The following is a 22,959-nucleotide window of genomic DNA, read 5'->3' as shown; positions in this document are numbered from 1 at the left end:
TGAACATTGTACTCCATCAATCAGCGTTAGTAAAGTAGAAATGTTTAGGAGAAGAAAAAAATTTTTTCGTAAAAAAATCACCTCGGCTTATGCTAAGGTGATTTTCAAATTGCTTATTTTTTTAATCCTTGCTCCAGTGTTTCTAACATTTCGTGTTTTTCATTTTCATCAGCATTTTTCCAAATGACTTCGAATAAAACGCCAAGACCTGGAAGCATTTTTTCTTCACCGCTTTGAATTGCATCGACAATCGTTTCTTGTAATTGGTCTTGTGAATTTCCAGTTACATTCGCTAATACAGCGCCGCGTAAATTAAAGCTCATGATTTTCACCTCTTCTTCAGAATTGAAACTGACGTTAGTTTTTGTTCTTTTTTATGTAAATATGTATGAAAAATAGGCTATAATGATAAGACAAGAAGAGAGGGAAATACATATTATGAAAAACATTGATTCAGTACAAAATCCGCGTGTGAAGCAGTGGAAAAAGCTGCAGACGAAAAAAGAGCGCGATAAACAAGGGTTGTTCTTTGTTGAAGGGTTCCACTTAGTGGAAGAAGCTTTAAAGGCAGGCGTCGTAACGGAACTTATCGTTTCAGATCAGACAGATCTTCCGAAAGATTGGACAGTTAATGATGTGGAAATGTATATCGTACCTGAAGCAATCGTAAAAGTACTTCGTGAAACAGAAACGACGCAAGGTGTATTTGCTGTTTGTGAGAAACACGAGAGTGAAGTAGCTCTTGCAGATGGGAAGTTTCTTTTATTAGATGGTCTTCAAGACCCAGGTAACTTAGGGACAATTATTCGTACAGCTGATGCAGCTGGTATTCATGCCGTTGTGCTTGGAGAAGGATGCGTTGATGCATATAATAGTAAAGTACTCCGCTCTACACAAGGCTCTATTTTCCACTTACCGGTTGTAAAAGGGAACTTAGAAGAATGGGTAGACAAGTTAAAGGAAAATAACGTTCCTGTATATGGAACAGCTCTTGAAAATGGAGTTCCTTACGGTGAAGTAACACCAGCCGGAATTTTTGCATTAATTGTAGGAAATGAAGGAAGCGGCGTACGCCAAGAAATTCTTGCGAAAACGGATCAAAACTTGTATATTCCAATTTACGGCGGGGCAGAATCATTAAATGTTGCGGTTGCAGCAGGGGTTTTAACGTATTATTTACAAAGCCCAGTTGCGAACAAATAAAAAACTTCTTATAATAAGTTGAAGTATATGTTTGAAATGAACATACAATAAAAGTTAAATAACGAAAAACGTTGATAGAGAAGAGTAGCTTACAAAATCGCCATATAGGGAGAGAGTGCCGTAGACTGAAAGCATTCTTATGGTAGACGGAAGTGAATTCACCTCTGGAGTTGACGCCAGGACCATTTATATGTAAAGGCGTTCCGGTCAGAATTGATCGTTATAACTAATGAGTGGGCAGACTTGTTCTGTCAATTTAGGGTGGTACCGCGAATTTACCTCGTCCCTTTTTGGGAGCGAGGTTTTTTTATTTTTAAAATTAGGAGGGTTCCAAATGGAAGCACGTTTAAAAGAGCTAAAGCAAAAAGCGTTAGAGCTTATTGAAGAAGCGAAAGAGCTAAAGGGCTTAAACGACGTACGCGTAGCGTATTTAGGAAAAAAAGGCCCAATTACAGAAGTATTACGCGGCATGGGAAAATTATCAGCAGAAGAGCGTCCACGTATGGGAGCATTAGTAAATGAAGTACGTGAAGCGATTCAAACGCGTCTAGATGACAAAATTGGTAACTTAGAAAAAGCAGTAATTGAAGCGAAATTAGCTACTGAAACAATTGATGTTACACTGCCAGGTCGTCCTGTTGAAACAGGGTGTCACCATCCGTTAACAGCTGTTGTTGAACAAATTGAAGATGTATTCATCGGTATGGGTTATGAAGTAGCTGAAGGAACAGAAGTAGAAAAAGACTACTACAACTTCGAGGCACTAAACTTACCGAAAGATCACCCAGCACGTGATATGCAAGATACATTCTACATTACAGAAGAAACGTTACTACGTACACATACATCTTCTGTGCAAGCACGTACAATGGAAAATAATAAAGAAAAAGGTCCAATCAAAATTATTTGTCCTGGTAAAGTGTATCGCCGCGATGACGATGATGCGACACATTCACACCAGTTCATGCAAATTGAAGGTCTTGTAATTGATAAAAACATTCGTATGAGTGATTTAAAAGGTACACTGCAAGTATTCGTGAAAAAGATGTTCGGTGAAGACCGTGAAATCCGTCTTCGTCCAAGTTTCTTCCCATTCACAGAGCCATCTGTAGAGATGGATATTTCTTGTATGATGTGTCACGGTAAAGGTTGCGGCACTTGTAAAGGGACTGGCTGGATCGAAATTTTAGGCGCAGGTATGGTTCATCCGAACGTACTTGAAATGGCTGGTTATGATTCAAAAGAATATCAAGGTTTCGCATTCGGTATGGGCGCAGAGCGTATCGCAATGTTGAAATACGGCGTAGATGACATTCGTCATTTCTATACAAATGATGTACGTTTCTTACAACAATTCAAACGAGCGTAAGGGAAGGAGAGGATAAATATGTTCGTATCATATCGTTGGTTACAAGAGTATGTAGATATTAAAGATGTAACGGCACAAGAACTAGCAGACAAAATCACGAAAAGTGGTATTGAAGTAGAAGGCGTTGAAGTATTAAATAAAGGTGTAAAAGGTGTTGTAGTTGGTCACGTATTAGAATGTGAAAAACACCCAGAAGCTGATAAATTAAGCAAATGCTTAATCGATATCGGTGAAGAAGAACCAGTACAAATTATTTGTGGTGCTGCTAATATTGCAAAAGGTTTAAAAGTACCAGTTGCAAAAGTTGGCGCTGTACTTCCTGGTAACTTCAAGATTAAAAAAGCAAAACTACGCGGTGAAGCTTCTCACGGTATGGTTTGTGCTCTTCAAGAGCTTGGTATTGATGGAAAGTTAGTTTCAAAAGAATATGCAGATGGTATCTTCATCTTCCCAAGTGACGCTGAAGTTGGTGCAGATGCACTTGAAATTTTAAACTTACACGATGAAGTACTTGAGCTTGGTTTAACACCAAACCGTGCAGATTGCTTAAACATGTTAGGTGTTGCATATGAAGTAGCCGCTATTTACGGCCGTGAAGTGAAACTTCCAGCTATCGACTTACAAGAAACAGCAGAAAAAACTTCTGATTACATTTCTGTAAGTGTAGAAGCGAAAGAAGAAAACCCATTATATATTACAAAAATGGTTAAGAACGTAAAGATTGGTCCATCACCAATGTGGATGCAAACGCGCCTTATGGCAGCTGGCATTCGTCCAATTAGCAACGTTGTTGATATTACAAACTACATTTTAATGGAATACGGTCAACCGTTACATGCATTCGATTACGATAAATTAGGTTCAAAAGAAATCGTTGTTCGTCTTGCAAAAGAAGGCGAAAAAATTGAAACATTAGATGATCAAGAACGTACATTACAAAGCCACCACCTTGTAATTACAAACGGCACAAAAGCTTTAGCTGTTGCTGGTGTTATGGGCGGAGCTGATTCTGAAGTTACAAATGACACAGTAAACGTTCTAATCGAGTCTGCATACTTTGCAGGACAAACTGTGCGCCGTACATCAAAAGACTTAGGTCTTCGTAGTGAATCAAGTGCACGTTTCGAAAAAGGGATTGACCCAACACGCACATTTGAAGCGATTCAACATGCAGCTGCTTTAATGGCAAAATACGCTGGCGGTGAAGCACTTGAAGGTGTAGTAGAAGCTGATAACTTACAAGTAGAAGAGCGTACAGTATCTGTTACTGCTGAAAAAGTAAACCGTGTATTAGGTACAGATATTTCTGCAAGTGAAATGGGTACAATGTTCACAAACTTAAAATTCCCATTCACAGAAGTAGAAGGAACATTCCATGTAAATGTGCCAGCACGTCGTCCTGATATTACAATTTCAGAAGACTTAGTAGAAGAAGTGGGTCGTCTATACGGTTATGACCACATTCCAGTTACATTACCTTCTGGAACAATGACACGTGGTAAATTAACATCGGCACAAACGAAACGTCGTAAAGTACGCCGCTTCCTAGAAGGCGCTGGTTTATATGAAGCAATCACGTATTCATTAACAAGCGCTGACAAAGCGAAACAATATATGGTTGAGCCAAACGAAAAAGCTCCTGTAAATCTTGCACTTCCAATGAGCGAAGAGCGTAGCCAACTTCGTTTAAGCTTAGTGCCACAATTGTTAGAAGCAGTTTCATACAATGTTGCACGTAAAAACGATAGCGTTGCTTTATACGAAGTAGGTTCTGTCTTCTTACCAACAGAAGCAGGAGAACTTCCGAAAGAAGAACAACATCTTGCAGGTGTTATGACAGGTCTTGCTCTTCACCATGCATGGCAAGGTGAGAAGAAAGTTGTAGACTTCTTCGTTGTTAAAGGCGTGCTAGAAGGATTATTCGACGTACTAGGCGTTGCTAACCAAATCACATATGCACCAGCAAAACGTGAAGGTATGCACCCGGGACGTACAGCTGACATCGTATTAGATGGCGAAGTAATTGGATTCATCGGTCAATTGCACCCTGAAGCGCAAAAACAATTAGATGTGAAAGATACATTCGTATTCGAACTATCTCTTGTAAAAGTATTCGGTGCAGACGCAGAGGAAACTTACTACTCAGCAATTCCACGTTTCCCATCTATGACACGTGATATGGCTGTTGTCGTAACAACAGAAACAAAAGCTGGTGAAATGAAGCAAGTCATTGCTGAAGCTGGCGGAGAACTTCTGAAAGATGTAACACTATTCGACTTATACGAAGGTGAAAAAATGGAAGAAGGCAAGAAATCACTTGCATTCTCTATGAACTACTTCGATGCAGAACGTACATTAACAGATGAAGAAGTAACAGAAGCACATAACCGTGTATTAACAGCGGTAGAAGAGAAATTTGGTGCGGAGTTACGTAAGTAATTTTTAAATAAAAAGGTTGAGTGCTAATTACATGAGGCTCAACCTTTTTATTTTTAATTAAATTTCAGCTGTTTTTCGTTCTGTAAATACCTCGGTAGCAACCGTTAAAATGGTGTTTAATGCTACAGGAAATCCGGCATAAATAATCATTTGCATCATTACTTCAATGATTTCTTCTTCTGTCCATCCGACGTTTAATGCTCCGATTATATAAAATTTTAGCTGCTCAGTATTGCCTAAAGCTGTTAATCCAGCAACGGTCGCAAGTAATCGAGATTTTAAGTCAAGACCTGGTCTGGCGAAAATTTGACCGTAGTTAAATTCTACAGCTAATGTTCCTAAATCAGGCGCAATAGAATCTGCAAAGTTATTTACAATATTTTGATAATGTTCTGGAGCGATTTTTGCTAAAACTTTCATTCCTTTTTCATAATTTACACTAGGATTTTTCATTACATATATCTCCCTTTCTAGTATAGTTAGGTATTTTTATAAACGAGATTATTGCAATACTTATCATGGAAATTCCAAGAATGCATACTCCGGTCCACTGCCATTTGCTCCAGGCGAGTAGTCCCAAGTAAGAACCAATAGATCCACCAAGGAATGTAGCCACCATGTATATGCCGTTCAAACTACTTCGTTTCTCAGGGTGTAATTGGAAAATGTGTGCTTGACAAGCGACTTGATTTGCTTGAGTACTGGCTGTAAGTAGAAGGGCTCCTATAATTAGTCCTGGTAACCAGTACCCTAAAAATAAAAATAGTAAAAAAGAAAAAAATGAAATAGATGTACATAAAGTACTAGCAAATACGGCTCCTTTTTTATCTATAATGCGCCCAATTATAGGTGTTGCAAATGCCCCTACTATTCCTACTAAACCGATTAATCCAACAGTAGAACTTCCGTAATGATAAGGAGGTGTGGTTAATAAGAAAATAAGTGTAGTCCAAAAGACACTAAAAGCTCCAAATATCATTCCTTGACTTAAACAAGCCTTTCGCAATATTTTTTCTTGCAACAAAAGTGGAAGGAAAGAATGAAACAGCTTTTTATACTGCATGTGGTGAATCGTATCTCCCTTAGGGAAATATATTTTCACCAATAAAATAAGAATGGATGTACTTATGAAAAAACTTCCGTAAACAGCTCGCCATCCGAAGTGAATATCAATAAATCCACTAATTAATCGAGCACCTAAAATGCCGCAAACTAGACCGATAGACACATTGCCTAAAATTCGCCCCCTATTTTGATCAGTGGCGTATTGAGAGACAAAAGGGATTACAATCTGGGGGATGATTGTAACAAATCCAAGAATAAAATTGGATGCAATTAGCCAATTCGCACTTGTCGATAAAGCGGATAAAGCTAAATTGATACAAACGAGGGACAATAAACTTAAAATTAATTTTTTTCTCTCAAGCATATCTCCTAAAGGAACTAGGAAGAGGTTTCCTAATGCATACCCGACTTGGGTTACAGTAGCAGCAATACCGATTCTAGTTTCTGAAACATGAAAAGTATGAGCCATACTTACTAAAAGGGTTTGATTTATATACACGTTTGCTACTGTAAAACCACATATTATCGCCATGAATAAAACAAATCGCTGTGTCAGTTCGAAAGAATGCGTTTCTGTATTTTTTATTATCATAAAATTCACCTCCTTTACTTATTAAGATAAAGGTAGGTTTATAATGAAAATAGGAGTGTATTTATACTGGTATAAAAACTACCACTAATAAAGGGGAACATTATATGTTAAGCGATGCAGATAGAAGGAAGGAACTAGCTGATTTTTTAAAAAGCCGCCGCGCTAGGTTGACTCCTGAGCAATTTAATTTACCAATTGGTCAACGAAGAAGAATAAAAGGATTAAGACGAGAAGAAGTTGCGCAATTAGCTGGAATTGGATTGACATGGTATACATGGTTAGAACAAGGGCGTGATATCCAAGTTTCTCAAGAAGTTATAGAGTCAATTTCTCGTGTATTTCAGTTGGAGGGGGAAGAGAAAAAACATTTGCTTTTATTAGCAAATCATTCACTACCTTCTCAAATAAGGAAACCGATTGCTGGACACATAAATGGGATTTTAGAGGGGCTATTAGATCAATTACAATTTTGTCCTACTTATGTAATTGATGAGAAACTAAACATTGTTCATTGGAATAAAGCAGCAAGCGTTGTATTTGGTGATTTTGGCGAAATGGATGAGAGAAATCGAAATGCAGTTTGGCGTTGTTTTACATCAAAAGAATACCGTGAACTATTTGAAAACTGGGAAAACCATGCGCAACGTTTAATTGCACAGTTCCGTTCTACATATACACAGTTTATTGGGGATGAGTGGTTTAAAAATATAATTGAAGAACTTACGGAAAGAAGTAGCGAATTTCGTATGTGGTGGTCAAATCATGAAGTACAAGGAACACCTATTGGTCGGAAAATACTTTTACATCCTGTCGCTGGAACGTTGATTATGGATCATGTCACACTCCAGGTTTATGACGCACCTGAATTAAAGCTTACAATTTACCAGCCTCGTACAGAGGAAGATACAGAAATGAAGATGAAAGCATTATTAGAAGCAAATTAGCATAATACGGCAGGGGATTGGTCTGTACAAGGAAAGCTTTTAAATATATGTTGTTGAAGAAAGAAAAATACTGATATATTTTCCGACATCTTGCATCTTTCCCTCGAATGTAGTACATTAATTTTAGTTTAACAAAACGAAAGACGATGATAAGGAAAAGTAGTATATACTATAATCCAAAGCGAGTCAGGGACGGTGAGAGCCTGATGAGGCGGTATATATGAAGAACACCTTGGAGTTGCTAACCGAAATTGGATCTTGTATTCAAGAGTAGACTTAGACGGGAATCCGGCCTGTTACAAACCGGGAAGTATGTATTACATACGAGTTAAAGTTGGTCTTTATGACAAATTGGGTGGTACCGCGAAGTTTAACCTTTCGTCCCTTTATGGATGAAAGGTTTTTTTGTATTTAAATATATCAGCAAAGGAGAATTTCACTATGGAAAACACATTAGTAAAAAGTCTGTATAGAGATACAGAAAAGTATGCAGATCAAACAGTACAAGTATCAGGGTGGATTCGTAACTTACGTGATTCAAAAGCATTTGGTTTCATCGAATTAAACGACGGTAGCTTCTTCAAAGGCGTTCAAATCGTTTTCGATACAGAATTAGAGAACTTCAAAGAAATTGCAAAACTTCCACTTAGCTCTTCAGTTAAAGTAGAAGGTAAAGTAATTGCAACGCCTGGAGCGAAGCAACCATTTGAAATTAAAGCAGAAAAAATTGATATCGAAGGCTTATCAGACTCTGATTACCCACTTCAAAAGAAGCGTCATACGTTTGAATACTTACGTACAATCGCTCATTTACGTCCAAGAACAAATGCATTCTCTGCAACGTTCCGTGTACGTTCTATCGCAGCATTTGCGATTCACCAATTCTTCCAAGAGCGTGGATTCGTACATGTTCACACACCAATCATCACTGGTAGTGATACAGAAGGTGCTGGCGAAATGTTCCGCGTAACAACGCAAGATTTAAACAACGTACCAAAAGGTGAAGACGGACAAGTTGATGAATCAAAAGACTTCTTCGGTAAAGAAACAAACTTAACAGTAAGTGGACAGCTGAACGCTGAAGCTTATGCGTTAGCATTCCGTGATGTTTACACATTCGGACCTACATTCCGTGCAGAAAACTCAAACACAACTCGCCACGCAGCTGAGTTCTGGATGGTTGAGCCTGAGATTGCATTCGCTGAATTAGGTGACGTAATGAACCTTACAGAAGATATGCTAAAATATGCAATGAAATACGTACTAGAGCATGCACCAGAAGAAATGGAATTCTTCAACAGTTTCGTTGACAAAACAGTTCTAGAGCGCATGAACAACGTAATTAACTCTGACTTCGGTCGCATCACATATACAGAAGCAATTAAAGTGCTTCAAGAGTCAGGTGCTGACTTCAAATACCCAGTAGAATGGGGTATTGACTTACAAACAGAGCACGAAAGATACTTATCAGAAGAAATCTTCAAACGCCCTGTATTTGTAACTGACTATCCGAAAGACATTAAAGCATTCTACATGCGTCTTAATGAAGATGGTAAAACAGTAGCTGCTACTGACCTTCTAGTTCCTGGCATCGGCGAATTAATCGGTGGCAGTCAACGTGAAGAAAGAATGGACGTTTTAGTAGACAGAATTAAAGAACTAGGTATGAACGAAGAGGATTACTGGTGGTACTTAGAACTTAGAAAATACGGCGGTACAAAACATGCTGGATTCGGTCTAGGTTTCGAGCGCTTCCTAATGTACATCACTGGCATGGCTAACATCCGTGACGTAATTCCATTCCCAAGAACTCCAGGTTCTTCTGAATTCTAAAATGTGAAAAAAGCGAGAGGATTTCCTCTCGCTTTTTATTTTGCATAGTTTATTACCTCATAGCAAAAAGTAACGCGAAGGGGTGAATATAAATGAGTAAAAAAGTGAAAAAAGATCATTCAAGATCGGGCCTAGGTTCTCCAGAAGTAGAAGGACAAGGAACGACAACACATGAAACAGGCTCTCATAAAGTATCTTCATCTAATAAGAAGCAGAAACGAAGCTAACATAAAAAAGGAGAGTCTTGGCGACACTCCTTTTTTATGTATTACATCTTATTATCGTTAATTTCTTTTGTGATTTTATCTACATCTTTGTCTAATCGACCTAAATAGAAAAACCACACTAAGCTAATGAACACGTAATAGATAGCCATAACGCCAAGATTATCAGATATATTCTCGAATATGGATTTAGTAGTGAAAAAAACTCCCCAAATGGTAGAAATAATGAAGTAAGAAAGTGGACCTACGAGGTGTACGAAAGCATATAATACCTTTTTTACTTTTACAGCGTTCATATGAAATACCTCCTTTTTCTAATCATAAATTCAAGTTCCTTACAGAAGTGTTGTAGTTTTGCTGGATTGTGTATTAACAAGCGGGCATCGTGTTTCCCAATAAACTTTCGAATTCGTAAGTTTAATAGGAATGATCTACCATATCTTTCAATCAAGTTTTGAAACTCCTGCTGCTCACTGAGTAATTGAATATTTCCCCTAATTTCGAATTGTCTTTCATGTGGATCACCTAGTAAAATATTTAGAATCATTTGTAGAAGTAGCAATGGGAAACTCCTCCTATGTTAGAATAATCTGTATATTATAATTGTAACAAAAATATAAGGCCTATAGTAGGGGGAAACAAAAAACAGGAGTTTGTAGGCTCCTGTTTTTGTCGATACTATTTTAATAAGCGAAACGCCTTCTCCTTATTAGCGAAATGCATTTTCACAAACTCAGGTAATCGTTCTTTACCAAGCTTTTGAATTAATTTAGCAGCGGCAATATCAACTTGTTTACCGGCACCTTTTGGAAGTGGCATACCAGCTTTTTTGCTTAGTTCGTCAAACTGTTTTACGAATGAGTAACGAGCTAAAATAGAAGCAGCGGCTACTGCTAAATGGACGCTTTCGCCTTTCGTCGCGAAGTAAACATTTTCACGTTGTACCTGTTTTTGTTTTGCTAAATATTTGTAGTATGTATCAGGTTGTGTGAATTGATCGATTAAGACGCCTTCAGGCTTTGTAGGTGCAATTTTAGCTAATAAGTTTGTAATAGCTTTATTATGTAGTAAGGCTTTTAACTTACCTTGGTTGTTTCCTTTATCAAATAGCTCGTTATATTTTTCATTGTGAAGGACAAGAGAGCTGTAAGGAACAACGTGTAGAAGTTGTTTTGCAATGGCAGTAATTTGATCGTCATTTAAGTTTTTAGAGTCTTTTACACCAAGTTCTTTTAGTAGTGGAATTTGCTTTGCATCCACATATACAGCAACTACTGTCATCGGTCCGAAGAAATCACCAGTACCAACTTCATCTGACCCTACGATAGACATTGTACTGATGGAAGTAGGCGGTGCATAACGGTGTGAATCGACAGATTTTTTTACAGCTGTTTTCGGTGTTTGAGAGACAGTTTGCCAACGAGAAGCTTCTGCTTCAGCGCGGCCTCCTTGGAACATTACTTTTCCAGATTTATACGCTGTAATTGTGCAAGATGGCACCTTTGCCATGAAGATCCCGCCTTGTGGAATTTTCGGGCTAAGCGCTTGTTTATATTGTTGTTTCATGTTTTCAATTACTGTAGAATTTGTTTGAATTACGATAGAATTTGACATAATGGTCACCCCTTTTTTTATATTGTTATTTTTATCATATCGGATTGTTCTTTCTGTTTCCATATTATGAAGGTTCATGGTATGATAAACTTTAGGATTCTGTACGTGATTGGAGGCCGGTGAGTTGTCACAACAAAAGGGAAAGAAAAGTCGAATTAATGTAGAAATCTATGGTCAGCAATATTCAGTTGTTGGCGATGAAAGTACAAGTCATATCCGCATGGTAGCAGCGATTGTGGATGATAAAATGCGCGAACTCAATGCCAAGAATCCTTCGCTTGACACGAGTAGACTAGCGGTATTGACGGCGGTAAACGTCATACACGATTACATAAAATTAAAAGAAGAACATGAGAAATTGAAAGAAAGTATGACAAAAAAAGGAATGGAATAACATGATTGATATTATTATCATTTTACTGCTTGTTATGGGATTTTTCCTCGGCTTACGCAGAGGGTTTATTCTGCAACTTGTAAAGTTAACAAGCTTTATTATCGCATACCTTGTTGCATACTGGTACTGTAAAGATTTAGCGCCAGCGCTTGCGAAATTTATTCCGTATCCATTTGATAAAAACGTATCTGTTCCAGAATGGATTGATGCAAATAATATTGAAACAGTATTTTATCAAGCACTTGCGTTTATCATATTGTTTATTATTACAAAAATTGCACTTTCATTACTTGGTAATTTGTTAAATATGTTTGCAGAAATACCGGTTTTAAAGCAAGTCAATGCGTTCGCGGGGGCAATCCTCGGATTTTTAGAAGTATATATTATTTTGTTTGTTTTAATTATCGTTGGAAACATCCTTCCAATTGAGCAAATACAAACACCATTACAAAAATCATCAATTAGCAAAATAATTGTAGACGATACACCGATTCTTTCTGAAAAGGTGAAGGAGCTATGGCAGACAGGTAGCAAAGTATAACTTCTCTTTTTTCAGAAAGAGAAGTTTTTTTCTATGAAAGAAAGGCGGGGCAATGATGAAAATAAATAAAAAACAAGTTATTAAATTATTAGAGACAATCGGCCTGTTTATGGAACTAAAGGGCGCGAATCCATTTAAAATATCTGCATTCCGTAAAGCAGCAGCAGCATTAGAGAGTGATGATCGTAGTCTTTCTGAGATTGAAGATTTCACGAAGATTCCGGGTATTGGAAAAGGAACAGCAGCAGTTATTCAAGAATATATAGAATCGGGAACATCTGAAGTATTACAGGAACTTGAAAAAGAAGTACCAAGCAGTTTATTACCGTTATTAAAACTTCCGGGCCTTGGTGGTAAGAAGGTAGCTAAGTTATACAAAGAACTTGGTGTTGTTGATATGGAATCGCTAAAAGCTGTTTGCGAGGAAAATAAAGTACAAGCTTTAGCAGGTTTCGGTAAGAAAACAGAAGAGAAAATATTAGAAGCAATTGATCAAGTAGGATCTCGTCCAGAGCGTTTACCAATTGCGATGGTATTGCCTATTGCCGGGGAAATAGAGGAGAAATTGTCGAATATTGCTGAAGTGATTCGTTTCTCTCGCGCTGGTAGTTTACGCCGCGTTCGTGAGACAGTGAAAGATTTAGATTTCATTATTGCAACGACGGAGCCAGCAGTAGTACGTGAACATTTATTACAGTTTGATAATATGATTGAAGTGATTGCAAGTGGAGATACGAAAGTCTCTGTTCGTCTTCAATATGAATACGATATTTCAATTGATTTCCGCTTAGTAAAACCAGAAGAGTTTATTACAACTCTTCACCATTTCACAGGATCAAAAGATCATAACGTAAAAATGCGCCAAATCGCCAAAGATAAAGGTGAGAAAATTAGTGAGTACGGTGTAGAGAATCTGGAAACAGGTGAAGTAAAAACATTTGAAACAGAAGAGGAGTTCTTTGCTCATTTCGGTCTTCCGTTTATTCCGCCAGAAGTACGTGAAGATGGAAAGGAAATTGAATTAATTAAAGAGTATCCGAACTTAATTCAGTTCTCTGACATACAAGGTGATTTACATATGCATACAACATGGAGTGACGGTGCCTTTTCAATTGAAGAAATGGTACAAGCATGCCGCGCTCGTGGATATAAGTTTATGGCGATTACGGACCACTCACAATACTTGAAAGTAGCGAATGGTTTAACGAAAGAGCGTCTTCGCGAGCAAGCGAAAGAAATTGAGCGTATGAATGAAAAGTATCCAGACATTACAATTTTACGGGGAATTGAAATGGACATTTTACCAGATGCCTCGCTTGATTTTGATGATGAAGTATTAGCAGAACTAGATTATGTCATTGGAGCGATTCACTCTAGCTTCTCACAAGACCGTGAAACGATTATGAAACGTCTTCGCACTGCGCTTGAGAATAAGCATGTCACTATGATTGCCCATCCGACAGGTCGTCTTCTTGGGCGCCGCGAGGGTTACGATGTAGATACAGATTTATTAATCCAGCTCGCAAAAGAAACAAATACAGTTTTAGAATTAAATGCAAACCCAAACCGTCTAGATTTAAGCGCGAAATTATTAAAACAAGCACAAGATGCTGGTGTAAAAGTAGCGATTAATACGGATGCTCATACACTTGAAATGTTAGAAGATATGGAAACAGGTGTAGCAGCAGCACGTAAAGGTTGGATTCAAAAAGATAACGTAATTAACACATGGGATATTGAACGTTTATTAGACTATATTAAACGTAATAAGTAACACAAGGGGGACCTGCAACATGTTAGAAAGAACGTTGCGTGTATTAGAATACAATAAAGTAAAAGAACAATTACTTGAACATACAGCCTCTTCACTTGGTCGTGACAAGGTGAAGAATTTAGTGCCCAGCACTGATTTTGAAGAAATTGTAGAACTGCAAGATACAACGGATGAAGCGGCGAAAGTTATTCGTTTAAAAGGTAGTGCACCATTAGGTGGTATTACGGATATTCGCCCAAATGTGAAGCGTGCAAAGATTGGAAGTATGTTAAGCCCAAATGAACTACTTGATATTGCCAATACGATGTATGGTAGTCGCAATATGAAACGTTTCATTGAAGATATGGTTGATAATGGTGTCGAGCTTCCAATTTTAGAAACTCATGTCGCTCAAATTGTATCTTTATATGATTTAGAAAAGAAAATTACTAATTGCATCGGTGACGGTGGTGAAGTAGTCGATAGCGCAAGTGATAAACTGCGTGGTATTCGTACTCAAATTCGTACTGCAGAAAGCCGTATTCGTGAAAAGTTAGAAAACATGACGCGTTCTTCAAACGCGCAAAAGATGCTGTCTGACTCGATTGTAACGATTCGTAACGAACGTTACGTAATCCCGGTAAAACAAGAATACCGCGGCGTATATGGTGGTATTGTTCACGATCAATCAGCTTCTGGGCAAACGTTATTTATTGAACCACAAGTCATTGTAGAGTTAAATAACGCGCTTCAAGAAGCACGAGTGAAAGAAAAACAAGAAATTGAACGCATCTTATTGATGTTAACAGAAGAAGTGGCAGTAGAAGCGGATATCGTTTTATCTAACGTAGAAGTAGTTGCGAATCTTGACTTCATATTTGCGAAAGCTTTTTATGCGAAGCGTATTAAAGCAACTAAGCCAATCGTAAATAACGAGCGCTATATGGATTTAAGACAAGCACGTCATCCGCTTATTGATCCAGAAATCATCGTGCCAAATAACATTATGTTAGGTAAAGATTTCACGACAATTGTTATTACAGGACCGAATACAGGTGGTAAAACAGTTACGCTGAAAACAGTCGGTATTTGTGTATTAATGGCGCAGTCTGGTCTTCACATTCCAGTAATGGATGAATCGGAGATTTGTGTATTTAAAAATATTTTCGCTGATATCGGTGATGAGCAATCGATTGAACAAAGTTTAAGTACGTTCTCCTCACATATGGTGAATATTGTAGATATTTTAGAAAAAGCTGATTTTGAAAGCTTAGTTTTATTTGATGAATTAGGTGCTGGAACAGACCCGCAAGAAGGGGCTGCACTAGCAATTTCAATTTTAGATGAAGTATGTAATCGTGGTGCTCGCGTTGTTGCTACAACGCATTATCCAGAATTAAAAGCATACGGATACAACCGTGAGCAAGTTATTAATGCGAGCGTGGAGTTTGATGTGAACACATTAAGCCCAACGTACAAATTATTAATCGGTGTACCAGGACGTAGTAACGCCTTTGAAATTTCGAAGCGTCTTGGATTATCTGATCGCGTTATTGACCAAGCTCGTAACCATATTAGTACGGATACAAATAAAATTGAAAATATGATTGCGAAGTTAGAAGAAAGTCAAAAGAACGCAGAGCGTGACTGGAACGAAGCAGAAGCGCTTCGTAAGCAATCTGAAAAACTTCATCGCGAATTACAGCGTCAAATTATTGAATTTAACGAAGAGCGTGATGAAAAATTATTAAAAGCGCAAATAGAAGGGGAAGAAAAAGTCGAAGCTGCGAAGAAAGAAGCAGAGGGCATTATTCACGAACTTCGTCAATTGCGTAAAGCGCAGCTTATAAACGTGAAAGATCACGAGCTTATTGAAGCGAAGAGCCGTCTAGAAGGCGCAGTGCCAGAGCTTGTGAAGAAACAAAAAGTGAACGTGAAAAACACAGCGCCAAAACAACAATTACGTGCAGGCGATGAAGTAAAAGTATTAACGTTCGGCCAAAAAGGTCAATTACTTGAAAAAGTAAGTGATACAGAGTGGAGCGTACAAATTGGTATTCTGAAGATGAAAGTGAAAGAATCCAATATGGAATACATTAATACACCGAAGCAAACAGAGAAAAAAGCAGTCGCAAGTGTGAAGGGTAGAGATTATCACGTGTCGTTAGAGCTTGACCTTCGCGGTGAACGTTATGAAGATGCAATGATGCGCGTTGAAAAATATTTAGATGATGCACAGCTTGCAAGCTATCCGCGTGTATCAATTATTCACGGTAAAGGAACAGGAGCACTTCGCCAAGGTGTACAAGATTACTTGAAGAAACATCGCGGCGTGAAAAACTACCGCTACGGTGACATGGGCGAGGGAGGCCTAGGCGTAACAGTTGTCGAATTAAAATAGCAAACAACCAAACAAAAGGGGAAACCATTATATGTTTATGGACAAACTTGCAAAAGCATTGTTAGCTTGTTGTGGAATATTTTTGGTGATTGGGGTTATTTATTTAGTTGTTTTTGCGAAGTAAAGGAGCGTCAATCGTGGCATAATGACATCGCCATAGATTGACGCTTTTAATATATATGAAAAGGAATAAGCTATGAAAATCAACCAATACATAAGCGAAGCAAAATCCTGCTCAAGACGCGAAACAGACCGTCTCATTAAAGCGGGACGCGTGGCTATTAACGGTGAAATATGTACGCACGGTGCACTCGTGAGCGATGGTGATGTTGTAACGATTGATGGACAGGTTATTGCAAAAGAAGAGAAAGAAAAAGTGTATATCGCCTTTCATAAACCAGTCGGAATTACTTGTACAGCAGCCGATCATATTGAAGATAATATTATTGATTATATCAATTACCCAGAGCGAATTTTTCCTGTTGGACGATTAGATAGAGCATCAGAAGGACTTATTTTATTAACGAACGATGGTGCGATTGCGAATCAAATTTTACACGGAGATCATGAGCATGAGAAAGAATATGTTGTGACGGTCGATAAGCCTTTTACTGATTGGTTTATTGATGAGATGTCCAGCGGTGTAAAGATTAAAGATGGAATGACGAAGCCATGTAAAGTGACGAGAGTCGATCAATCAACATTTCGCATCGTTTTAACGCAAGGGATGAACAGACAAATTCGTAGAATGAGCCGTGCTTTCGGATTCACTGTGACAAAATTAAAGCGAGAACGTATTATGAATATAAAGCTAAGTGATCTTGAAGTAGGAAAGTGGCGAGACATTACAGCTGAAGAATTAGAATTATTAATAGGACAGTTATAGGGAGGAAAAATTTTCTCCCTATATTTTTTTGTCAGAAAAAATAAAACTATTGATTTTTTAAAAAATAGCCCATATAATAAAAAACAACAAGTTTCGACAAGATATTTTATAAAAGTAATGATGAGGACATGAGTTGTTTTCTACGATTCTCAGAGAGGGAAGCCTTAGGCTGTGAGCTTCCTAATACGAAAAGACAAGCTTACCACCTCTAAACTTCAAGAGTGAACTGCATGCATGATGCATTGTAATTCTTGGCGGATAAAACCGTTATCAATTTACACGAGCTATAAAATGAGCTTATTTCGTTATAAATTCATTTTATTAGAATAAGGGTGGAACCACGATTTCAACACTCGTCCCTTTGTTAGGGACGGGTGTTTTTTGCGTTCTTTTACGGGGAAGTATGCTTGAAAGAGGATATGTGACGGATTTTAATTCAGAATATTTTGTTAATTAAATAATTAGGAGGTTAGTAGAAATGAAATCATCTTTAAAGTTTTCTGAGATGTTCGCAATAAGTTTAATGTTATTTGCACTATTTTTCGGTGCAGGTAATATGATTTTCCCACCAGCGTTAGGACAAGGTGCTGGAACTGATGTATGGATCGCGTTATTTGGCTTTATCGTAACAGGCGTTGGTTTACCTTTATTAGGGGTAATTGTTATAGCTCTAAAAGGGGATATTAATGAACTAGCAGGACGTGTACATCCTTTATTCGCACTAGTTTTTATCACAGTAATTTATTTATGTTTAGGTGTATTTGTAAGTGTACCACGTACAGGAACAGTTGCTTATGAGATGAGCATTGCACCGTTTTTACCAAGTGAGGTAGCTGGTCAATCATATCCACTTGTTATCTTTACATTTATTTTCTTTGCGGTAACTTTCTATTTATCTTTAAACCCTTCGAAATTAGTGGGACGCATCGGTAAAGTGTTAACACCAATTTTATTAGCGGTCATTGCAATTATTGTAGCGAAAGCAATTATGACACCAATTGGAGAGTTTGGTGCACCGACAGAAGCGTATAGTGCTCCACTCTTTAAAGGTTTTATTGATGGATATTTAACTTTAGATGGACTTGCAGCACTTGTTTTCGGAAATGTTGTGATCAATGCTTTAAAAGCAAAAGGCATTACAAATAAGAACAGTATTGCGAAAGTAACAATCTTTGCAGGATTTATTGCAGCACTTGGTTTACTATTAGTTTATTTAGCACTTGCTTACCTTGGAGCTTCTAGTGTTTCACTTGGAATGGGAGCAAATGGAGGAATTATTTTAACAAACGTCGTGAATCATTTATTTGGTAGCTACGGAACATTATTACTAGGTATCGCAATTACAGCAGCGTGTTTAACAACTTCTGTAGGTATTGTTGCTGCTTGTGGAGAATACTTTTCTTCCTTATTACCGAAGCTTTCATATCAAAAAGTTGTTTTCATTTTCTGTGTATTAGCATTTATGGTAGCAAATCTTGGTTTAACTCAGTTAAACGCATTAGCATTACCAATCTTAATCGCAATTTATCCAATTGGGATCGTACTTATTGTATTGTCACTCGTTGAAAACTATGTTCGTCTTCCATTAGCAATGTATGTAGGCGGTATTATAGGAGCGTTCGCAATTAGCTTCTTTGATGGATTGCACAATGCGAATCTGCAAATTGCAGCATTAGCACCTATTCTAGATAAGATTCCACTATATAGTGTAGGGATTGGCTGGTTAGTTCCAGGTATGATCGGTATAGGAATTGGTTATATAGTTTCTAAGTTTCAAAAGCAAGAAATTGCTGTAGAAAAATAGAGAAAAGAGACTTTCTGTGAAAGAAGGTCTCTTTTTTGTAGGGAAAATTATATATAGGGAAATTTAGATATTAAAAATTTTATACGTAATATAGTTGACAAAAAAAATATGAGTAGGCTGAGATTGACTTAGTTGTGGAAATGTTAGAAGGGAAGTGACGGGAGCAAGGGAAGAGGTTTTCTATGACTATATCATTTTTGGAAGAAGAGGTGATAGAACAATAGAATAGGTAGTTTATTTTTTTGTAGTCTGTTGAGAATGATAATCAGTGAATTGATTAAAGTATTTTAGAGTGCTTTTTATAGGGAAGATTGAGGGATATTATATTTTTTGACCTCTATTGAGAATGATAATCAATAATACTTATATTACATAAAGTAATGACAATTAAATAAAGGTAGAAGAGATTATTTTTTTTCTTATAAATTGAGAATAATTATCATTTTCGAAATATAAAACGAAGGATAAACAAGGAGGAAGTAAGCAAAATGAGAAAGTTTTCAGTATTACCCGCATTTATTATAACGTTAGTATGTATGCTAGCTTTTCTCGTAATGCCATCTGGACAAGCTTCAGCAAAATTAGCTGACGGTACTTACGATATTAACTACGTTATCAAAAAGGCGGAAGATGATTCAGCTTCAATGGCAAATGATTATTTTGAGAAACCAGCTAAGTTAATTGTAAAAAATGGTGAGATGAGAGTACAAGTTCCAATGAATCATAGTGCTTGGATTACAGAATTTAAAGCACCAGAGAATGGTAATTTCGTTGATTCAAAAGTAATTAGCAAAGACGAAGCAGCAGATAAAAGAACGGTTGAATTTAAAGTTGATGATTTATCTACACCGTTAGGAGTAAAAATTCATGTTGTTGTACCAAGTGCAAACTACGACCATCATTACACAGTTCGCTTTGCATTTGATGCAAATGTAAAAGCTGTAGGTGGCGATAACGAAGCAGCTGGTGTAACGAAAACTGATGGCCAAACTAAAAAAGATGGACAAGTAAAAGAAGAGCAAAAGAAAGAAGAGAGTAAAGAAACAAACAAAGACGCAAATAAAGGAACAAATGAGAGTGGCAAGGCTGAAAAAACAGATAACCCAAAAACAGGCGACGAAGCACGTATCGGATTATTTGCAGCGTTAGTTTTAATCTCAGGTATTTTCTTAGTTCGTAAAGTGAAGTTCAGTAAATAAATTTTAAAAAGGAGAGTCATTCCATTGAACAGGTATCTTAAGATTGTTGTTGCAATGTTTCTAACGATTTTTACATTCGTATCAACGCTACAACCACTTGCAGTTCAAGCAGCTACAACTTTAGCTGACGGTGAATATTCAATTGGTTTCAAAGTTTTGAAAGATACATCAGATGAAGAATCAATGATGAATCAATATTCTGTAAGCCCGGGGACTTTGAAAGTGAAGGATGGGAAAAAGAAAGTATCCTTTACGTTAACACATAGTTCATGGATTACGAAGTTTGAAACAGAAAAAGGTAGCCAATTCGTTGATGTAAATGTAGTGAGTGAAGATAAAGAAAGCGATACAAGAGTAGTAGAATTTGATGTAGAAGATTTAGAAAAAATATTAAATGCAAAAGTAAAAGTTGATATTGATGCTTTTAATTATCATCATTACTATGATATTCGTATTTCATTCGATCAAAATAGCATTACACCAATTCATGTAGAAAAACCAAATGAAAAAGAGGACCCAGCTAATAAGCCAGATCCAAATGAAAATCCGGATCCAAGTCAGAAGCCCGACCAAAAGCCTGACTCAGATCAACAACCAAATTCTAACACAATTAAAGATGGTGCGTACAGCATTCCATTTAAAGTGTTAAAAGATAAAACAGATGAAGAATCTAAAATGAATACTTACATGGTAAATCCAGGAGTATTGAAAGTAGAAAATGGTAAGAAAAAAGCGATTGTAACACTAAAAAGTAGCTCATTAATTAAAAATTTCCAAACGGAAAAAGATGGTGCATTTGTTGATGCAAAAGTAGTGAGTGAAGATAAAGAAAACGATACAAGAGTAGTAGAATTTGATGTAGATGATTTATCAAAAAAACTAAATACAAAAGTATTTATTGAGATGGCATCAAGAAATTACAAGCAAACGCATGACGTACAACTTGTATTTGAACAAGACAAACTTGAAACAATTAAAAGTGAAGAAAAACAACCAGACGGAGATAAGAAACCAGAAGGCGAAAAACAACCGGATGGAGATAAGAAACCAGAAGGCGAGAAACAACCAGATGCTGAAACAATTAAAGATGGCGAATACAGCATCAATTTTAAAACATTAAAAGATCAAACAGATGAAATTTCAATGATGAACACATATACAAAAAGTCCAGGTGTGTTAAAAGTAAAAGATGGTAAGAAGTATGTATCATTTACGTTAACGAATAGTGCTTGGATTACAAAGTTTGAATTTGAAAAGAATAATTCATTTGTTGATGCAAATGTACTAAGTGAGAATAAGCAAGCTGATACACGTGTAGTGGAAGTGGAAGTAGATGATTTATCTAAGAAATTAAATGCAAAAGTGAAAGTAGATATCGATTCAATGAATTACCATCATTCTTACGATATTCAATTTGCATTTGATAAAGACAGCATCCAACCTTTAGATAACCAAGGCGGAAACGATAACCAAGGCGGAAACGACAACCAAGGTGGAAACAACAACCAAGGCGGAAACAACAACCAGGGCGGAAACAACAACCAAGACAATACAACAATTGATCCAAATGCTCTTAAAGACGGTGAATACAGTATCGGTTTTAAAGTGTTAAAAGATAAAACCGAAGAAATTTCAATGATGAACACATATACGAAGAGTCCGGGCGTATTAAAAGTGAAAGATGGTAAGAAGTATGTATCATTCACATTAACGAATAGCTCATGGATTACAAAATTTGAGTTTGAAAAGAATGGCGCGTTCGTCGATGCAAAGGTATTAGGTACAAGTAAAGAGCAAGATACAAGAGTAGTAGAAGTGGAAGTAGATGATTTATCGAAAAAGCTAAATGCAAAAGTGAAAGTAGATATCGATGCAATGAACTATCATCATGTCTACGATATTCAATTTGCATTTGATAAAGGTAGTATTAAAGCTTTAGGTAATCAAGATGGAAACAACATTCCAGGCGGAAACGATAACCAAGATGGAAACAATAATCAAGGCGGAAGTAACAATCAAGACGGAAATAATAACCAAAATGGACACGTAACAGTTGATCCGAAAAATTTAAAAGACGGTCAGTACGATATTGCTTTTAAAGTGTTAAAAGATAAAACTGATGAGATTTCAATGATGAATCAATATGTTCTAAATCCAGCGAGATTAACAGTGAAAGATGGCAAAAAATATGTTGCGGTGACACTGAAAGATAGTGCATGGATTACGAAGTTCCAAACAGAAAACGCTGGTGCATTTGTTGATGCAAAAGTAGTAAGTGAAGATAAGGCTGCCAATACAAGAGTAGTAGAGTTTGAAGTAGCTGATTTATTTGCAAAATTAAATGCAAAAGTAAAAGTAGATATCGATTCAATGAACTACCATCACTTCTATGACGTACAAATTCAATTTGATACGACGAAGATTGGTGCTATAGGAACGGTAAAAGAAGAGCCAAAGAATGAACCAAAAACCCCAGTGACTACACCGAAAGTAGATAATGTAAAAACAGTAAGTACTCCTGATTTCAACCGAAATGCGGATGATAAGAAGAAAAAAGAAGATCAAAAAAATGATTCGAAAAAAGAGAAAAACTCAAAAACTGCAGACACAGCACAACTTGGTTTATACATGGTGCTACTGCTAGGGTCACTTGCTTTATTAGTTCGTAAATATAGAGCTGGTAGATTGTAATTTTTGG

The 22,959-nt window shown here is 37.0% G+C and carries 20 protein-coding genes and 3 other annotated features; of the genes, 14 read left to right on the top strand and 6 right to left on the bottom strand.

The genetic code is table 11. From position 1 onward, the window contains the following. Window positions 1-113: 113 nt before the first annotated feature. A complete protein-coding gene (gene sspI, locus ACP6L7_RS19640) occupies window positions 114-323 on the bottom strand; it encodes a small acid-soluble spore protein SspI (RefSeq protein WP_000009515.1) in 210 nt (69 codons plus the stop codon). Window positions 324-405: 82 nt separating this feature from the next. On the opposite strand from sspI, the gene ACP6L7_RS19635 reads away from it, so the two are divergent. The 3 genes from ACP6L7_RS19635 to pheT all read left to right on the top strand — a co-directional run bounded on the left by ACP6L7_RS19635 (window position 406) and on the right by pheT (window position 5,011). Then, the gene (locus tag ACP6L7_RS19635) at window positions 406-1,203 is read left to right on the top strand and encodes a TrmH family RNA methyltransferase (protein ID WP_141533474.1); all 798 of its coding nucleotides are present in this window, start codon (window positions 406-408) and stop codon (window positions 1,201-1,203) included. 62 nt (window positions 1,204-1,265) lie between these two features. Further along, window positions 1,266-1,494: a binding site (T-box leader), on the top strand. Between the two features lie 43 nt (window positions 1,495-1,537). Further along, a complete protein-coding gene (gene pheS / locus ACP6L7_RS19630) occupies window positions 1,538-2,572 on the top strand; it encodes a phenylalanine--tRNA ligase subunit alpha (protein ID WP_000388217.1) in 1,035 nt (344 codons plus the stop codon). An 18-nt stretch (window positions 2,573-2,590) separates the two neighbouring features. Beyond that, entirely contained in the window at window positions 2,591-5,011 is a 2,421-nt protein-coding gene (pheT, locus tag ACP6L7_RS19625; protein WP_097832078.1) for a phenylalanine--tRNA ligase subunit beta, read from the top strand. Window positions 5,012-5,068: 57 nt separating this feature from the next. Here pheT and ACP6L7_RS19620 read toward each other — a convergent pair whose 3' ends face one another. Both ACP6L7_RS19620 and ACP6L7_RS19615 read right to left on the bottom strand, forming a co-directional pair. Further along, window positions 5,069-5,464, bottom strand: a complete 396-nt coding sequence (locus ACP6L7_RS19620; RefSeq protein WP_097832077.1) for a carboxymuconolactone decarboxylase family protein — start codon at window positions 5,462-5,464, stop codon at window positions 5,069-5,071. Continuing rightward, window positions 5,451-6,668, bottom strand: a complete 1,218-nt coding sequence (locus ACP6L7_RS19615; protein WP_097832076.1) for an MFS transporter — start codon at window positions 6,666-6,668, stop codon at window positions 5,451-5,453. Before ACP6L7_RS19615 ends, ACP6L7_RS19620 begins: the two co-directional genes overlap by 14 nt. A gap of 104 nt (window positions 6,669-6,772) precedes the next feature. On the opposite strand from ACP6L7_RS19615, the gene ACP6L7_RS19610 reads away from it, so the two are divergent. From ACP6L7_RS19610 to ACP6L7_RS19600, 3 genes are all read left to right on the top strand, one after another. Further along, window positions 6,773-7,612 (top strand): helix-turn-helix transcriptional regulator, encoded by an 840-nt coding sequence (locus ACP6L7_RS19610; protein ID WP_097832075.1) that lies wholly within the window; start codon window positions 6,773-6,775, stop codon window positions 7,610-7,612. A gap of 137 nt (window positions 7,613-7,749) precedes the next feature. Then, window positions 7,750-8,001, top strand: a binding site (T-box leader). A gap of 52 nt (window positions 8,002-8,053) precedes the next feature. Further along, complete coding sequence (gene asnS / locus ACP6L7_RS19605) at window positions 8,054-9,445, top strand: asparagine--tRNA ligase (protein WP_097832074.1); 1,392 nt, start codon at window positions 8,054-8,056, stop codon at window positions 9,443-9,445. Between the two features lie 92 nt (window positions 9,446-9,537). Continuing rightward, entirely contained in the window at window positions 9,538-9,672 is a 135-nt protein-coding gene (locus ACP6L7_RS19600; RefSeq protein ID WP_000039590.1) for a YuzL family protein, read from the top strand. A gap of 41 nt (window positions 9,673-9,713) precedes the next feature. Here the strand turns inward: ACP6L7_RS19600 and ACP6L7_RS19595 are convergent, their stop codons facing one another. The 3 genes from ACP6L7_RS19595 to rnhC form a co-directional block, all read right to left on the bottom strand. Next, the gene (locus ACP6L7_RS19595) at window positions 9,714-9,965 is read right to left on the bottom strand and encodes a hypothetical protein (protein ID WP_097832073.1); all 252 of its coding nucleotides are present in this window, start codon (window positions 9,963-9,965) and stop codon (window positions 9,714-9,716) included. Further along, on the bottom strand, window positions 9,962-10,231 hold the full coding sequence (locus ACP6L7_RS19590; protein WP_098361818.1) for a hypothetical protein: 270 nt from the start codon (window positions 10,229-10,231) through the stop codon (window positions 9,962-9,964). Before ACP6L7_RS19590 ends, ACP6L7_RS19595 begins: the two co-directional genes overlap by 4 nt. A 116-nt stretch (window positions 10,232-10,347) precedes the next feature. Then, window positions 10,348-11,283, bottom strand: a complete 936-nt coding sequence (gene rnhC / locus ACP6L7_RS19585; RefSeq protein WP_097832071.1) for a ribonuclease HIII — start codon at window positions 11,281-11,283, stop codon at window positions 10,348-10,350. A 124-nt stretch (window positions 11,284-11,407) separates the two neighbouring features. On the opposite strand from rnhC, the gene zapA reads away from it, so the two are divergent. From zapA to ACP6L7_RS19545, 8 genes are all read left to right on the top strand, one after another. After that, window positions 11,408-11,677 (top strand): cell division protein ZapA, encoded by a 270-nt coding sequence (zapA, locus tag ACP6L7_RS19580; RefSeq protein WP_000082701.1) that lies wholly within the window; start codon window positions 11,408-11,410, stop codon window positions 11,675-11,677. A 1-nt stretch (window position 11,678) separates the two neighbouring features. After that, a complete protein-coding gene (locus ACP6L7_RS19575) occupies window positions 11,679-12,218 on the top strand; it encodes a CvpA family protein (RefSeq protein WP_000565410.1) in 540 nt (179 codons plus the stop codon). Window positions 12,219-12,273: 55 nt separating this feature from the next. After that, window positions 12,274-13,992, top strand: coding sequence for a DNA polymerase/3'-5' exonuclease PolX (gene polX / locus ACP6L7_RS19570; protein WP_097832070.1), 1,719 nt, complete (start codon window positions 12,274-12,276; stop codon window positions 13,990-13,992). Between the two features lie 19 nt (window positions 13,993-14,011). Then, window positions 14,012-16,372, top strand: a complete 2,361-nt coding sequence (locus tag ACP6L7_RS19565) for an endonuclease MutS2 (protein ID WP_097832069.1) — start codon at window positions 14,012-14,014, stop codon at window positions 16,370-16,372. 196 nt (window positions 16,373-16,568) lie between these two features. Continuing rightward, entirely contained in the window at window positions 16,569-17,258 is a 690-nt protein-coding gene (locus ACP6L7_RS19560) for a 23S rRNA pseudouridine(2604) synthase RluF (RefSeq protein WP_097832068.1), read from the top strand. A gap of 108 nt (window positions 17,259-17,366) precedes the next feature. Further along, window positions 17,367-17,622 (top strand) — a binding site (T-box leader). A gap of 114 nt (window positions 17,623-17,736) precedes the next feature. Beyond that, on the top strand, window positions 17,737-19,062 hold the full coding sequence (brnQ6, locus tag ACP6L7_RS19555; RefSeq protein WP_097832067.1) for a branched-chain amino acid transport system II carrier protein BrnQ6: 1,326 nt from the start codon (window positions 17,737-17,739) through the stop codon (window positions 19,060-19,062). A gap of 488 nt (window positions 19,063-19,550) precedes the next feature. Then, complete coding sequence (gene isdC / locus ACP6L7_RS19550) at window positions 19,551-20,261, top strand: heme uptake protein IsdC (RefSeq protein ID WP_097832066.1); 711 nt, start codon at window positions 19,551-19,553, stop codon at window positions 20,259-20,261. A 24-nt stretch (window positions 20,262-20,285) separates the two neighbouring features. Continuing rightward, window positions 20,286-22,952: an NEAT domain-containing protein gene (locus tag ACP6L7_RS19545; RefSeq protein ID WP_097832065.1), complete on the top strand. Its 2,667-nt coding sequence runs from the start codon at window positions 20,286-20,288 to the stop codon at window positions 22,950-22,952. Window positions 22,953-22,959: the final 7 nt, after the last annotated feature.

The organism is Bacillus silvicola, assembly GCF_050524305.1.
Taxonomy (GTDB): Bacteria; Bacillota; Bacilli; order Bacillales; family Bacillaceae_G; genus Bacillus_A; species Bacillus_A cereus_AT.
This window is presented reverse-complemented; position numbering and strand designations above follow the sequence as displayed.